This is a genomic window from Cyanobacterium stanieri LEGE 03274 (assembly GCF_015207825.1).
Lineage (GTDB): Bacteria > Cyanobacteriota > Cyanobacteriia > Cyanobacteriales > Cyanobacteriaceae > Cyanobacterium > Cyanobacterium stanieri_B.
The window spans coordinates 19,123-34,249 of record NZ_JADEWC010000033.1; the positions used below are offsets into that span (position 1 = coordinate 19,123).

The window sequence follows — 15,127 nt, forward strand, 5'->3', positions numbered from 1 at the left end:
AAAAAAAATTGATACCAGTAAAAACGGCTACCATGAATCGGAAAAAAATTTGGCTCTATGATACCACCCTCAGAGATGGTTCTCAACGGGAGGGAATTTCTTTATCTCTTAATGATAAGTTGCAAATTGTGCGCAAACTTGATGAGATGGGAATACCTTTCATTGAGGGGGGGTGGCCTGGGGCTAATCCGAAGGATGTACAGTTTTTTTGGCGTTTGAAAGAAGAACCCCTCAAACAAGCTCAGATTGTGGCTTTCTGCTCTACCCGTCGTCCCCACCAAAGGGCGCAAGATGATCCGATGTTAAAGGCTATTTTGGCGGCAAATACCCATTGGGTGACTATTTTTGGAAAGTCTTGGGATTTGCACGTTACCGAGGGGTTAAAGACATCTTTAGATGAAAATATCGCCATGATTGAAGATAGTATCAGTTTTCTAAAATCCCAAGGGCGACAGGTGATTTATGATGCTGAACATTGGTTTGATGGTTATAAAAATAATCCCGATTATGCTTTGGCTACCCTCCAAGGGGCGATCGCCTCAGGCGCTCAATGGTTAGTATTTTGTGATACCAATGGCGGTACTTTACCCCACGAAATCAGCCAGATTGTCGCAGAAGTGGTGGAAAAACTAGATTTGGATTTAAATGACCCCCAAGGGGTACAATTGGGCATCCACACCCACAATGATAGCGGTACAGCGGTGGCCAATGCGATCGCCTCTGTGCTCGAAGGTGCTACCATGGTGCAGGGAACAATTAACGGGTACGGAGAAAGATGCGGTAACGCTAACCTATGCACCCTCATTCCCAACCTGCAATTAAAACTAGATTATCATTGCTTAGAACCCGCACAACTCACCCAGTTAACCCCTAATAGTCGCCTAATTAGCGAAATCGTTAATCTCGCCCCCGATGACCATGCCCCCTTCGTCGGTCGTTCCGCCTTTGCCCATAAAGGGGGTATCCATGTTTCTGCGGTGGCTAGAAATCCCCTCACCTACGAACATATTGTCCCTGAGGCCATCGGCAATGAGCGCCGCATCGTAATCTCTGATCAATCAGGGTTAAGTAACGTTCTTTCCAAAGCCCAAAACTTCGGCATCCCATTAGATAAAAGTGATCCTAAATGCCGAGAAATTCTCCAACAACTCAAAACCCTCGAACATGAAGGCTATCAATTTGAAGCCGCCGAGGCCAGTTTTGAACTACTCATGTTAGAAGCCCTAGGAAAAAGACACCAATTATTTACCATCAAAGGCTTTCAAGTTCATTCCGACATTACCGTTGCCGAGCAAATTCCCTACACCCACGCCCTCGCCACCATTAAGTTAGTGGTAGGGGAACAGGAATTATTGGAAGTTGCCGAAGGAAATGGGCCAGTAAGCGCCTTAGATTGCGCCCTACGTAAAGCCTTGGTGAAATTTTATCCCCAAATCGCTAATTTTCATCTCACCGACTACAAAGTGAGAATCCTTAATAGTACCGCAGGGACAAACGCCAAAACAAGGGTATTGGTAGAGTCCACCAACGGACAGCAACGTTGGACTACCGTGGGAGTATCCACCAACATTATTGATGCTTCTTATCAAGCCGTGGCGGAGGGTTTGGAATATGGTATCAATCATCTTCGTCAAAATTCCCCCATGGTAGTTGAAAGGTCATAATTCTCAGATTTCAAAGGAGGGAGATTAGCTCAATTCGATTTAGAAAATATATAAATTTTATCCCCCACTCAGAAGATTAGTTATTGCCCAATTAACAATGTACAATGGACAAATTAAGGGAAAATTGAAAATCTAACCCCTGTGGATGGCTTTTGTTTAAAATATTCCATAGGTCTTGGTTTTTGCCATACCCTGTTCTATCTAATATAGAAAATCTATGTCCTCTTTACCAATTACCACTAAACATCGTATTACCAGAATTCCTCAAATTCCCCATGTGTGGGAAGGGGATATTTTTCCCATCGGTGAAATGCTCGATAATCTCGAGCCAGAGCTTAAGGATAAAGGTCAATGTATTGTCTGGGTAGATGGTTCAGAAGGTTTTGTACGTACCATGGATGTAGTTCGGGGAGATACTGGCCCAGAAGCCATGGTTAGGTCATTGTTAAAGGCGATCGAAAAACCTCAAAGTCCTGCACAACCCGCAAGACCTCATAAAGTAGTGGTGAGGGATCGAGAATTACAATTTTTCCTAAGAGGTGCATTACAGGGTTTAGATATTGATGTGGATTATCGGGGAGAGTTGCCCCTTCTCGATGAATTGTGGCGTAATTTACAAGCGGCTACCCCTAAAACCATCGGTAATATTGCCCCTGAACGATTAGATATTTTAGAGGAAAGGGCGATCGCCCTTATTTGGGAACAAGCACCCTGGGCGGTATTGGCAGAATATAACTTAATTGAAATACAAATAGATGCCTACAATGTAGAATCATTATACGCCTGTGTTATGGGTATGATGGGACAAGAATTTGGAGTCATCTTCTATCGCTCCCTAGAATCCATGAAAAAATTTAGACTCATGGCAAGGGAAATACAAGACGATACCATGGAAGATGCAGACATCGAACGCGCATTTTTGCAACAGGATTGCTGGTTTGTCAATTTTTCCCTAGACGAAGAATCAGAATTTGATGACGATGATGAAGAAGCAATTTGGCATCAACTACTCCTATCAGCCCTAGAAAATGAAGTACCCATCCAAGTAATATTTGGCAGTATCCATCCCTATGAAGGCATCCGTCCCCTAGTCGATAAGGAAGAATTAGATCCCCTTTACCTTGCTATGGAAGCCTTTGGCAAATTTATCAAAAAAAATAAATCATCCCTAGAAAAAAATCCCACCCAAACCCTCCACAACAAATATTCCGTCAAACTGCCCTGGGGCAACCATAAACCCCATCAAGTTACGGTCAAAACCATGCCAGGAGTAACCGAGGAGTTAGAAGCCCTAGAAGAAGATTTAAGGGAAGACTTAGAGGACGATGAGCATGGGGAAATTATTTCTAATGAATTATTCCCCGATGGTTGTATTGTTTCCTTTGCTTCCTTGTCGGAAAATATTCTTGACTCTTTGGAGGATAAACCCTCCGTATGGGTTGATCGAGAAGGAATTGTTTTTGGTGGTAAAAAGGATTCTATCCCTGTCATTATTATTCAGACTACCCGCCCTAAAGGTAAATTAATAGTTCAAGAGTTAATACAACAACAAGGTATTGAGCATTTATTTTTTACCTCAGGGGAAGATCCCTATTTTGGGGAAGTGTTTCAACTCCCCATGATTAAAACCCATGCAGGAATTAATCATGTCATTGCAGAGATTGAAGAAGAGGGATCAAGTTTTACTAATATTGTTAAAAAATGGTCTCAAAAAACTAAAATTTGGCAGGGTAGATGTGCCGTTGCGATCGCCATGGGTTCAACGGGGGTAAATAAAGGTAAGCCCAAACAAAGTCACATCCTAGGATTTTTTGCCACTGACTTAGTTTCTAAAGAAAAAGCTGGATTAGAAAAACTTGTCGTCAATCTCGAAATGATCTAATTATGACATTTCCAAAATACAATCTGGTTTACCTTAAAAAAAATATCCCTAAATAGAAAGAAAAGCACTATACTAGATATTCCTCAACTATACTTTTTTGCTTACCTCAACCCCTTCAGTTACAATCAAAACTCTCCCTTAAAATATTTGATCTCAGCTTTAATTCTCAACTAGCTTTAGTTTATTGTCAATTGAACCAAAATAGCTTAATATTCACTATCAACCGTTAACCCCCATACTTCTGTGTCTATCTTTAACTCTAATTCCTTAGATCCCAAAACCATTAGCCAGAATTATCAATCTGGTAACTACACCACTGTTTTAGCGTTAAAAGAAATGATCTCTAATTTACATAGAGAGCAAAACAAGATTCAGAATTTATTAACCTCCCTTAGCTTTGCCCTGCGTAATTTCAATAATCTTAATCAGTTTTTGGAACTAACTCCCCTCATGGTAACGAGGGTAACAGATGCCGAAGGGGGGGCTTTAATTTTATACAAGGAAAATAATCAAGTTGAATTAGAGCAATTTTATTGTCAAAATAACCTCCTTAGACAACAGATAAATGAAGATTTTTTGAAAGTTATTCAGGAAGTAAATAGTTATGAAATTAAGCATCAATCGGATCAAAAATCCTACCCGAAATTAATTTGTTTTCCCGTATATGTTCAAGAAAAAATCCATAATCATTTTTCTGGTTATTTACAAATATATAGTTGTCCTGTAGTTAGTAAAAACGTCGAAAAAGGTAGATTATATGTTTTTAGTCCAGAGCCTGAGTTTTCTTGGACTCAAAGCCGTAAAACCCTCACCCAGTTAGTCTCTGATCAAACCGCCGTGGCGATCGCCAATCACGAATTGACCGTCAAATTAATGTCTAAAGAAAGGCAAGATCGAGAATTAGAAATCGCTTCAGAAATTCAAGTTAGACTATTACCCCGTCAATGCCCCACCATCACAGGATTAGAACTAGCGGCCAAATGTGAAACCGCCGATAGGGTAGGGGGAGACTATTACGATTTTATACCAGCCAATTACGATCAATGGGATCAAGATACCGAACAAGTACCTGATTCCCCTTGTCAATCCTGGAGCATCGTTATCGGTGATGTCATGGGAAAAGGTGTCCCGGCGGGGTTAATTATGACCATGACTAGGGGAATGTTAAGGGCAGAGGTGCTTAACCGTCATTCCCCTGCGAGGGTATTAGAACACCTCAATCGAGTTATGTATGCAGATTTAGATAACTCCCATCGCTTTGTGACTCTATTTTATTCCGAATATGATCCACGCACCCACACCCTCAGATATGCCAACGCTGCCCACAATCCTCCTTTATATTGGAATGCCTCCACTAACCAAGTAAAAAAATTAGACACCGAGGGAATGTTAGTGGGATTACAGCCTAATTCTAGTTACGAAGATGATGCCATCAAATTGGGGGTTTATGATACAGTTTTATACTATACCGATGGTTTAACTGATGCTATTAATCAAAATAATCAAAGGTTTGATGAGGAGAATTTGATTAAGGCTTTTCAATACGCTTGTGAAAACTATGATAACTCTCAAGGGATTCTTGACCACATTCTAGGGGAGATTCAAAAATTTGTTGGTAGTGGTCATTCTAAGGTGGATGATATGACTATGATTATTTTACGCCATAAACCCATTGCTCATTGTCCTTGTGAGGATGATTGTATATAAGTGGGTAATGGGCAATAGTTTACGATTGTAATATCAAGTTCAAAAAATTCGTTATAAATAGATTGTATCTTCGCCCACCGTGTGATGAATTACACGACTAACGGTAGTTCGTTTAATAAATTAAACTAAAATTAACTATTTTAATGTTTTATTATCTTACTGCCATGAGAGGATTGAGGATAATATCAAATTCGATGTAGAAAGCATATCATCACCCGCCTTGCAATGAATTACAAGGCTAACAGTTTATCGTTCAATAAATTAAACTAAGATTATCACCCCCATTCCCTCATCTCCTCACCTCCCGAAATAAAGTAAATTTGTTTACCGTACACCTTTTCGATTAAACTTAAACGTAAGTTAAAGATAGAAAGAATATGCAAGATAAATTAATGTTGATGATTCCGGGGCCTACTCCTGTTCCCGAAAGAGTCTTACTAGCCATGGCGGCGCATCCTATCGGACACCGTAGCGGTGATTTTAGTGCCATTATTGGAGAATTGAATGATAATTTAAAGTGGTTACACCAAACCAAAAACGAAGTATTGACCCTCTGTGTTTCAGGTACTGGGGCAATGGAAGCTGGTATAATCAATTTCCTAAGTGCTGGAGATTCTGTTTTAGTTGGTAATAATGGAAAATTTGGCGATCGCTGGGCGAAAATGAGCCGTAAGTTCGGTTTAGAAGTAGAAGAAATTAGTGCCGAATGGGGACAACCTTTAGATCCTGAAGCCTTTAGAGCGAAATTAGAAGCCGACACCGAGAAGAAGATTAAGGCTGTTATTATTACCCATTCTGAAACCTCTACGGGGGTGTTAAATGACCTTGAAACCATCAACAAACATGTTAAAGCCCATGGGGAGGCGTTAATCATTGTGGATGCTGTTACGAGCCTTGGGGCGGTGGATCTCAAGATTGATGAGTTAGGTTTGGATGTGGTTGCCTCTGGTTCTCAAAAAGGCTACATGATTCCCCCTGGGTTGGGTTTTGTGGCGGTGAGTGATAAGGCATGGAAGGCTTACGAATCTGCTACTTTACCTAAGTTTTATTTGGATTTAGCTCCCTACAAAAAAGCTAATGCCAAAAATAGCTCTCCTTTTACTCCCCCCATTAATTTGATGTTTGCTCTCCAAGCGTCTTTACAGATGATGAAGGAGGAGGGTTTAGAAAATATTTTTGCTCGTCATAAGAGGTTAACTCAGTTGACTAGGGATAAGGTGAAAGCTCTTGGTTTGCCTTTGTTTGCCCCTGATGATTGTGCTAGTTATGCGGTGACTGCGGTGGCTCCCGATAACCATGATGCGGAGGCGATTCGCTCTACTATGCGCAAGAAATATGATATTGCCCTGGCTGGTGGACAGGATCATCTTAAGGGTAAAATTTTCCGTATTGGGCATTTAGGATTTATGTCTGATCGTGATGTTTTAACGGCCATTGCTGCCCTAGAAGCTACTTTACAGGAGTTGGGTTAATTCCACTCCACGGGGTTGATTTTCCTTGTTTTAAGGGCGATCGCCCCTAGCCCTGAAATAAACAAAATTATGGTTGCATTTAAACTCTAGTTTCTGCTATAATTGTTAAGTGCAATTGGAGAGGTGGCTGAGCGGTTGAAAGCGGCTTCCTGCTAAGAAGTTGTGGGGTTTATAGCTCCACCGAGGGTTCGAATCCCTCCCTCTCCGTTTAAGAATAATGGTTTTGTCTTCAAAGGTAATTTTTCTTGCAGATAACAAACATTTAGCCCTGTTCTATATGGGGATTTTGTATCTATAATTATTAGAATAACAAAATTTATGGGCTAAGATAATGAGCGATCGAAAAATAAAATATAGCCTTGCCTTAATGGCATCTTTAATGGTGGCTGAAAATAGTCAAGCTGCGCAAAAAACCGAAGTTGACAATAACTCTAATCAGTCTATTCCCCATAATTTATTTGCCTCAAGATGCCCCGAAAGAATTCCCACCAGAAGTGGTGACACTACTTTTTCTGTACATGATTATCCTCAAAAATATTACCAAGTCACCACCACCACAGGGGATTTAAGATTAAGGGCAACCCCCGGGGGAGACATTGTGGGCTCAATTCCTAGCGGTTGGCAAGTTTATGTAGCAAAATTTGATTTTTCTGGGCGATGGGCTTATGTCAGGGATGTCTATTCTCCATATTATAGTGAGTATGGTTGGGCGAGTGCCCCTAATTTTCGCTCGGATGGTTGGGTAAGTGTCGATTATCTTCAATATATCGGGCAGTTTTGTAGCAAACCAAGATTTTTATCGTTAATGCCTGAAAATACCATTTTAAGCATAGCAGAAAATGAATTATCTAATCATCTTTGGTCTAGTTTGGAAACGGAAATTTTAGACAAATTAAATAGGAAATCATCGTAATTCTGTTTTAGTATTGAATCAGTGATTTAGATTTTATCATTAATTTCTGGGAATTTAACCGATGATAAATTAATTATATTAGACTTGTTGTCAATTAAATATCTGCGTATCTGAAACCCTTATCAAATAAGGACTGAATTTGGCAAAAAATCTATTTCCCAACAACTCGATTAAAGCTAGAAATACATTTAAAAATACACAAAAAGATAACATTTAAATGATAATTTCTAGCAAATATTAAATTATGAAATAAGGCATTAATTTTGTTAGACTATATCGATAAAATAAGAAGACTTTTAAAGATAGCCATAAATGTACCTTTTTATAGTCAGAAATTAACTAATATTGCTATAACCAGTGAGTTTTTGGATAGTTGTAGTAATGATGAATTATTGTCAGCTTTTTATCATATTTCCCCCATCACTAAACAAGACATCAGAAACGCACCTTATCAATTATTAGCTACCACCCAAAATATAGTTTATCGTGGGGCTACCAGTGGTACAACTGGGGGGGCTTTTGTTTTTTTTCGAGATAAAATTTGGAATGACAAAAGATTGGCAAGTTTAAATAAATTTTTAGCATGGTGGGGTATTGATGAACAAGTGGATATTGCCCATGTCAATAGTCGTCTATTTCCCCTTCGTCATCAAGATTACGCCCTAATTGGGGGTATTGATAATACTTTTTTGCAACGGTTGAATTTTATCACTAAAAAACCTTTAGTTTTACGAGGTTATCCTAGTCGGTTGTGTGAGGTGGCGTTAATTGCTCAAAATAGAATCGATTTTTCCAATGTTCAAGCTATTATATGTACTGGTGAGCCTTTATTTGACCATCAAAAACAAGTTTTAATGGATATATTTGGTTGCCCTATTATTACAGAATATGGTAGTCAGGAATGCGGTGTTTATGGTTTCAGTTGCCCTGTGTGTGGCAATCTTCACATAGATGAGGGGCGATGTTTGATTGAGGAAAAAGATAATCGATTATTGGTAACTGATTTTTATAGTTACACGATGCCGATGATAAGGTATTATAACGGTGATTTGGTGACCACTGAACACAATGGCTCTTGTCCTCATGGTAGGGTAAATGTAACTATTTTAGGTCGAGATGGTGAGAAGTTTGGGGTTAGTCAATCTTTGTATCCTATTAGGGGGGTTGATTATTATCGCTCAATTTCCACAAAGGATAATACAAGGTTAGTGGGTTATCTTAATCAAGTTAATGCTAAAGAAATTGACAGGTTTTTTGCCCAAGAAATTAATAAAATATTTCCTGATGATTCTTCGTTATTAATCCAAAAGTTTGTATCTCCTATGGATTTATATAAGGCGACGATGCCTCCTATGCAGGATAAGTTTTTTTCTGATTGTATTCCCCTTGATGTTTTTAATTATCCTCAATTTTTTCTCGATGTTGTTAAGGGCGATCGGTGGATATATTATAATATCCCTAATGTTATTTTGGATGAGTCTTATCGATTATTAGATAACAGTCATTATTGCATTGATGAACAATTAAAATTAGATAAATTATACTTACTCTTGATGATTTCATCTAAGAAAAGAAATATCCCGTCTGAGGAGTTAGAAAATCTTTTCTATAAATATAAAAAGAGTAATCGTTTATCGTTAATATACCTTGATTTACTAGCTATTTGTTTATTTAGAAAACACCATAAATTACTCAAACTATTACCAAGAAATAACTTAGATTTCAAGATAATTGTAGATAGTTTTGATTATCAGTTAATTGTAAAATTAGTTTCCCTAGGAATTCAACAGGTTAGGAAGAAAAAGGAATCCTTGTTAATAAAAAAAATAAATCCTTTACTACCTTTATTCATTTCTGATTTAGATTATTGTAGCCTTTATGGTGTTGATTGTTTACCTTCTATCATAGCCCATTGGGCAAAAATTCTTGGCTGTTACCATGATAATGATTATAATAAAAACTTACCTCAAGAATTAAAGCAAAGGGAAAAGGTTTTGTTAGATAAAAGGGAGATTAATTTTACTTTTAATTACTTATCTAATTCAACAATTTTGCAGTTAAAAGAGTTATTGATACAAGTTGTTCTCTTTGATATATCTATAGATAATAATTTGTGGTTAGATATTATTAATAGTAAGGAGAATAAAACTAAAGGGAAAAAAAATTTAACAGATGTTATTGCTTTTGTACCTTTTATGAATTATTTTGCTAAACTATTTTTGCAACAAGGAGAGAGAGAAAAGACATATAACTGTTTATTAATGTCTGCCAATATTTCAAATAGTAATGATAATTTTGATTCTGTTAGTGGTTTATATAATTTTAAGCAAAAGATTTTTTAAACTTTTTATAATTAATCAATAAACATATCTTATATTCAGATTAATTCAGTTTAAATATCATTTAAATTGAGAATTACTGTTGTTATACATTGATTTTAAAGTTTAGTATTAGTAAATATATGTTATTTTATGTTATTACAAATAGGGAGAAGTGTACTTTAATTAGTAATATAGATAATTTAAATAGTTTATTGGATAATTGCGCTAATAGTGATTGGCTTTTTTGCTATCCTTATGAGATTAATTCTGCTTTAAAAAATAAATTAATTTATTGTCTTGAACATCAATGGTATGACAATAAAAATATTGATTTATTATGGTTGACAGTGCAAAATTATGATTTTCCTCATCTTACGGCGCAACAGTTATCAAAAGATGATGTAAGTTGGGTTGGGAAAGTTAGTTTGATAAAAAAAATATTAGAAACAGATAGAAGTATTTTAGAAAATAATTATCGATTACTTAATTATTTAATTGAACATAAAACATTGTTTCAGGCTGATTTAATACAATCAAAATTAAATAAGAATAATATAGTTTATCATAAAAATATATTAGCAATTGTTCCCCATTATGAATGTAATGAATGGTTAGATTATTGTTTATTTAGTTTAATAAATCAAAGTGTTAAGTTAACCGATATAGTAGTAGTAGATGATCAATCTAGTAAAATGCCAAAAAATATTAGTGCTAATTATCCTCAAGTAACTTTATTAAAAAGTAAGCATAAAATAGGGCCTTATCAAATTATTCAATCAGTTATTAATGATAGTGATTATGACTATTATATGTTTCAGGATGCTGATGATTGGTCTATGATCGATCGCCTCAGGGTTAGTATAGAATTAATGGATAAAATGGGTGCAGATATGGTAGGCACTCAAGAATATCGTGTGGATGACATTAACCATACTCTTACCCCCGTGGTATATCCTTTAAATGTAAATAAGGCATTACAAGAAAAACCAGGGCATCCTTTATTACACCCCACTTCTTTAATTAAACGTTCGGCTTTTTTGCGGGTAAATGGTTTTGCCAATGCCCTTTTATATGGTGCTGATACGGAGTTTTTGCTACGATCGCACTTTCACCTTAAAATCTATAATAGTCCTGAATTTGGCTATTTTAGACGCAAAAGACATAATTCCCTAACCACCTCCCCCACTACAGGATTAGGCACTCCTGAGCGAGAAAAATTATTAAACACCCTAAAGGCGATCGCCTATAATAATTATCAGATCGTTAAACAAGGAAAAATACCCTCTACCACTCCCCTTGTTAGTAAACCCTGTGTAAAATTTGAAAAAGTACCTTGAAGAAAGTATTAATAATTGCTGATTTATCAATAATTAAAACCAAAAAGTATATCAAGTTTACATAATTTAACCTCAATTCGGGATAATTATTATTAGTCTAGTTTAGTATTATGCTTGACGATAAAAACCTTACAATGGTTTTAAAATTGTTAAACAATAGCCAAAAATAGTAGAAAATATTGACCTTACTATTGCCCGTTGCCCATTCCCTATTCCCTACCTTAACTTAAAAATATCATCACCAACTCAGGTTATTTATAACGAATTTTCCTAACTTGATATAAATATACAACTTAATACAAAAAAGGTTAATTTAATGAGACACAAAAGAAGTAAAAGTAAATTATTTTTTAAAATTTTACTACTAACAATTTTTACCCTTTTTTTAACTTCAGGATTTATAAATGCTTCTGATATTAGCAATCGATTACCCATCCCCCGCACATTTCCTTTACCACCATCCCTAGCTACCCTCAACCTAGATAACCATGAAGATTATTTCAATAACCTAGAACCTCATTTAGTAGGACATTTGATCTGGTCTGAGTTTCCCGTTAAAGTTTACATTAACCCCCCCGACAAAAGTCTTTCTGAATCAGCCTATGAAAGATACCAACAATGGCAAAAAGCGGCCGAAAGTGCGATCGCATCTTGGCAACCTTACATACCCCTAGAAATCATTGCCATAGAAGATAATGCAGATATTATCATCCGCCGTCAACCGCCCCGAATTAGGGGAAAATTTAATCCAGAAACAGGGCTTTTCGACTTACCTAGAATTACCTCAGCCACCGCCACTGTCAAATTTTATGCCACCGAAACCCAACCAGCTAAACTAAAACATCAAATGATAATTGAGGTTAGCCCCAATCAAACCTTTGACTACTGGGTTAATAATATCACCCATGAACTAGGACACGCCCTCGGAATTTGGGGACATAGCCCCCACCAAGACGATATAATGTATTATTCTCAAACCCGTAATATTCCTTCCATATCCCCAAGAGATTTAAACACCCTCATCAAAGTGTATCAACAACCTACCCGACTAGGAAGCCCTTTCCCTTAAGATATTTATTACCATGAAAAAAAAGAAAACCCCACGGATTGTCATTCCCTCAGAAGTAAGGAAATATATTTATCAAAGGGATAATTATCGCTGTCAAAGTTGTGGGAAACAAAACCAAGAAACTACCCTAAACATTGATCATATAATACCCCTTGCCAAAGGAGGAACTAATGACATTAGTAATTTACAAACCCTTTGCGCTAATTGTAATCAAAAAAAACGAGATAAATTAGATTATCGCTTTCGTCGTCATTACTCATAACCTAAATTCGGGATAACGGGTTATGAATAGCACAAGTGTAGGTTAGAGATGTGATGTTGCTTAATTACAGTGTGATACCAAATCCGATTTGTAGGATTTACGGCATTGCTGATTTTGAGTATGAAACATTATTGGATTACAGTAAATGTATAGTATTAAAACTATTATTACCATTGCCTATTGCCCATTGCCTATTGCCAAACTAAACTTGATTATAAGTTATTTTTTATCTGTTGCTTATTCCCTGCCAACCCCAGAAAATGTTATCCCCAATTGAGGTTACTTAAGATTGAGCCGTAGCCGAAGTTAAAAACACCTCCCCATCAATTAAACGCTTAGCCACATCCAACAATTCATCCTCAATATAAGGCTTAGTAAAATAAGCCCTAGCACCTAAATCCGCCGCAATGCTACGATGTTTTTCAGCGCCCCTAGACGTAACCATAGCCACAGGTAATTGAGATAAAACATCATCCTGTTGCATTCTCGCCAACAACTCTAAACCATTCATCCTCGGCATCTCAATATCACAAAGAATTATCTCACAGGGTAAACCCTCCGAAAGTTTTTCCCAAGCATCTTGGCCATCCCTAGCCACCTCCACTTCATAACCTGCCTTCTTGAAAGATAAAGATAACATCTCCCTCACCACCACAGAATCATCCACAATCAACACCATGGGGGCAGAACTTGTTTTTCTCCTCGCAGCCCCAAAAGTTGATTTATCGTCCTCTGCCTGAATATCTGTCATTCTCGCTGTGGGTACTCTTGTACTACCTTCCAATAAAACCTCCCCATTCATCATTCTTTGGGCAGAATCAATTAACTCTTTATCCACACAGGGCTTAATTAAATAAGCACAAGCCCCCAATTCCGCCGCAATTTTTTGATGTTTTTGAGAACCCCGAGAAGATAAAATCGCCATAGGAATATGGGATAACTCCTCATCCTCCTGTAAATGCTGTAACAACTCTAAACCATTCATCCTCGGCATTTCAATATCACAGAAAATCAAGTTACAAGGTAACCCAGAGCGCAACTTCTGCCATGCCTCTTGCCCATCCCTTGCTTGTTCAACCCGATAACCTTCCTTGGAAAAAGTAATAGATAACATTTCCCTCACAGTAATGGAGTCGTCCACAATCAGCACCAAAGGAGTAATATTGACCTGAGATTCTGACATGGCTTGTTTTTCCACCGCCACACTGGGGAACATTTGAGACTTAACCTGATTACTCAAACTACCCTCAGCAATTTTAATTAACTCAATGACATCAGCAACGGGCATAATTGTACCGTCACTGCGCACCGTTGCCCCTGAAATCCCCTTGGGCTTGGGTAGAGGCCCAGAAATTTGTTTGATAACGATTTCTTCTTCTGGTAAGATTTGATCCACCTCTACGGCTAAAATATCATTTCCCCCTCGCAAAATAATAATGGGGACACTATTTTCATCATTGTTTGCCGAATTATACATAAAACTACGGCTCATTTGACGGTTATATTGTAGAAGTTGGTTGAGGGAACGTAGGGGAATACGACTATTATTCCAATTGATATAAGAGTTACCATCCTTGTCTTTATTTATATCTTGACGGAGTATGGTTTGGGTATCTTCAATACCATCAATGGGGAAGGCAATACGAACGTTATTGTTAAGGCAACAAAGGGCTTTACCGATGGTGAGGGTAAGAGGTAAGCGCATGGTAAAGGTTGTACCCCTACCAGGAATGGAATCAATGCTGACAGAGCCTCTAATCTCATTTAATTTGTTGCGGACAATGTCTAGCCCAACGCCCCTCCCTGCGTGGCTATCGGCTTTTTCTTTGGTGGTGAATCCTGCGTTAAAAAGGAAATCGTAGATTTCTTGATCTTTAAGGCTATTAGCTTCTTCGGGGCTAATGAGGTTTTTTTGAATGGCTTTTTGTTTGACTTTGTGAGCATCGATACCTCCCCCATCATCGGACACTGATATAACGGTTTGTGGACCTTGTAGAAAGGCACGTACGGTGATTGTTCCCATGGCTTCTTTACCGTTGGCTACTCGGTCTTCTGGCTGTTCGATGCCGTGGGTAACGGAGTTTTTAACGATTTGTAGGAGGGGATCCCATAGGTGTTCGAGGATCATTTTATCGATTAATACTTCTCTACCCTCTACTTTTAGTTGAACTTGTTTGTCGTAACCTTGGGCGATTTTGCGGATGGGTAGGGGGAGGCGATCGGCGTTTTGAGCAAATGGCACCATGCGAGATTTATTGATTTGCTCTTGTAATTGATCGGTGATGTCTCTGATGTTTTTGCCTAGTTGATCGGTTTCATCCACTAAAAATTGAATGTCTGAGGTGGATTCCCTAATTCTGACTACTAATTCGATCATTTCTTGGGCGAGGAGGTGAAATTCGCTGAAACGGTCTAATTCGAGGTCGTCTAGTTCTATGTCTGCCATGAAGGAGTTACCGTTACCCGATGGGTTTTTGGGGGGAGTTGAGGGGTTGTTGTC

At 37.7% G+C, this 15,127-nt stretch carries 10 protein-coding genes and 1 tRNA gene; 10 read left to right on the forward strand and 1 reads right to left on the reverse strand.

The features are described 5' to 3' along the window. Positions 1-32: 32 nt before the first annotated feature. From cimA to IQ215_RS12420, 10 genes are all read left to right on the forward strand, one after another. Entirely contained in the window at positions 33-1,664 is a 1,632-nt protein-coding gene (cimA, locus tag IQ215_RS12375) for a citramalate synthase (protein ID WP_193801727.1), read from the forward strand. A gap of 217 nt (positions 1,665-1,881) precedes the next feature. After that, positions 1,882-3,546 carry a DUF6930 domain-containing protein gene (locus IQ215_RS12380; RefSeq protein WP_193801728.1) on the forward strand — a complete coding sequence of 555 codons (1,665 nt, stop codon included), beginning with the start codon at positions 1,882-1,884 and terminating at the stop codon, positions 3,544-3,546. A 243-nt stretch (positions 3,547-3,789) separates the two neighbouring features. Then, on the forward strand, positions 3,790-5,253 hold the full coding sequence (locus tag IQ215_RS12385; RefSeq protein WP_193801729.1) for a SpoIIE family protein phosphatase: 1,464 nt from the start codon (positions 3,790-3,792) through the stop codon (positions 5,251-5,253). A gap of 377 nt (positions 5,254-5,630) precedes the next feature. Continuing rightward, positions 5,631-6,725 carry a pyridoxal-phosphate-dependent aminotransferase family protein gene (locus IQ215_RS12390; protein ID WP_193801730.1) on the forward strand — a complete coding sequence of 365 codons (1,095 nt, stop codon included), beginning with the start codon at positions 5,631-5,633 and terminating at the stop codon, positions 6,723-6,725. A gap of 117 nt (positions 6,726-6,842) precedes the next feature. Beyond that, positions 6,843-6,932: transfer RNA gene (locus tag IQ215_RS12395), tRNA-Ser, on the forward strand. 124 nt (positions 6,933-7,056) lie between these two features. Beyond that, complete coding sequence (locus IQ215_RS12400) at positions 7,057-7,638, forward strand: hypothetical protein (RefSeq protein WP_193801731.1); 582 nt, start codon at positions 7,057-7,059, stop codon at positions 7,636-7,638. A gap of 263 nt (positions 7,639-7,901) precedes the next feature. After that, entirely contained in the window at positions 7,902-9,980 is a 2,079-nt protein-coding gene (locus IQ215_RS12405; protein WP_193801732.1) for a hypothetical protein, read from the forward strand. A 119-nt stretch (positions 9,981-10,099) separates the two neighbouring features. After that, positions 10,100-11,296: a glycosyltransferase family 2 protein gene (locus IQ215_RS12410; protein WP_193801733.1), complete on the forward strand. Its 1,197-nt coding sequence runs from the start codon at positions 10,100-10,102 to the stop codon at positions 11,294-11,296. Positions 11,297-11,612: 316 nt separating this feature from the next. Next, positions 11,613-12,365 (forward strand): matrixin family metalloprotease, encoded by a 753-nt coding sequence (locus tag IQ215_RS12415; protein WP_193801734.1) that lies wholly within the window; start codon positions 11,613-11,615, stop codon positions 12,363-12,365. Positions 12,366-12,378: 13 nt separating this feature from the next. Then, the gene (locus tag IQ215_RS12420; protein WP_193801735.1) at positions 12,379-12,627 is read left to right on the forward strand and encodes an HNH endonuclease; all 249 of its coding nucleotides are present in this window, start codon (positions 12,379-12,381) and stop codon (positions 12,625-12,627) included. A 283-nt stretch (positions 12,628-12,910) separates the two neighbouring features. Here the strand turns inward: IQ215_RS12420 and IQ215_RS12425 are convergent. Further along, on the reverse strand, positions 12,911-15,127 hold a 2,217-nt coding region (locus IQ215_RS12425), incomplete at its 5' end, for a hybrid sensor histidine kinase/response regulator (protein ID WP_193801736.1).

Bases quoted from the DNA above. Each gene is read 5' to 3' on its own strand.
- cimA (WP_193801727.1), top strand. From the start codon at position 33: ATGAATCGGAAAAAAATTTGGCTCTATGATACCACCCTCAGAGATGGT.
- IQ215_RS12380 (WP_193801728.1), top strand. From the start codon at position 1,882: ATGTCCTCTTTACCAATTACCACTAAACATCGTATTACCAGAATTCCT.
- IQ215_RS12390 (WP_193801730.1), top strand. From the start codon at position 5,631: ATGCAAGATAAATTAATGTTGATGATTCCGGGGCCTACTCCTGTTCCC.
- IQ215_RS12400 (WP_193801731.1), top strand. From the start codon at position 7,057: ATGAGCGATCGAAAAATAAAATATAGCCTTGCCTTAATGGCATCTTTA.
- IQ215_RS12410 (WP_193801733.1), top strand. From the start codon at position 10,100: ATGTTATTTTATGTTATTACAAATAGGGAGAAGTGTACTTTAATTAGT.
- IQ215_RS12415 (WP_193801734.1), top strand. From the start codon at position 11,613: ATGAGACACAAAAGAAGTAAAAGTAAATTATTTTTTAAAATTTTACTA.
- IQ215_RS12420 (WP_193801735.1), top strand. From the start codon at position 12,379: ATGAAAAAAAAGAAAACCCCACGGATTGTCATTCCCTCAGAAGTAAGG.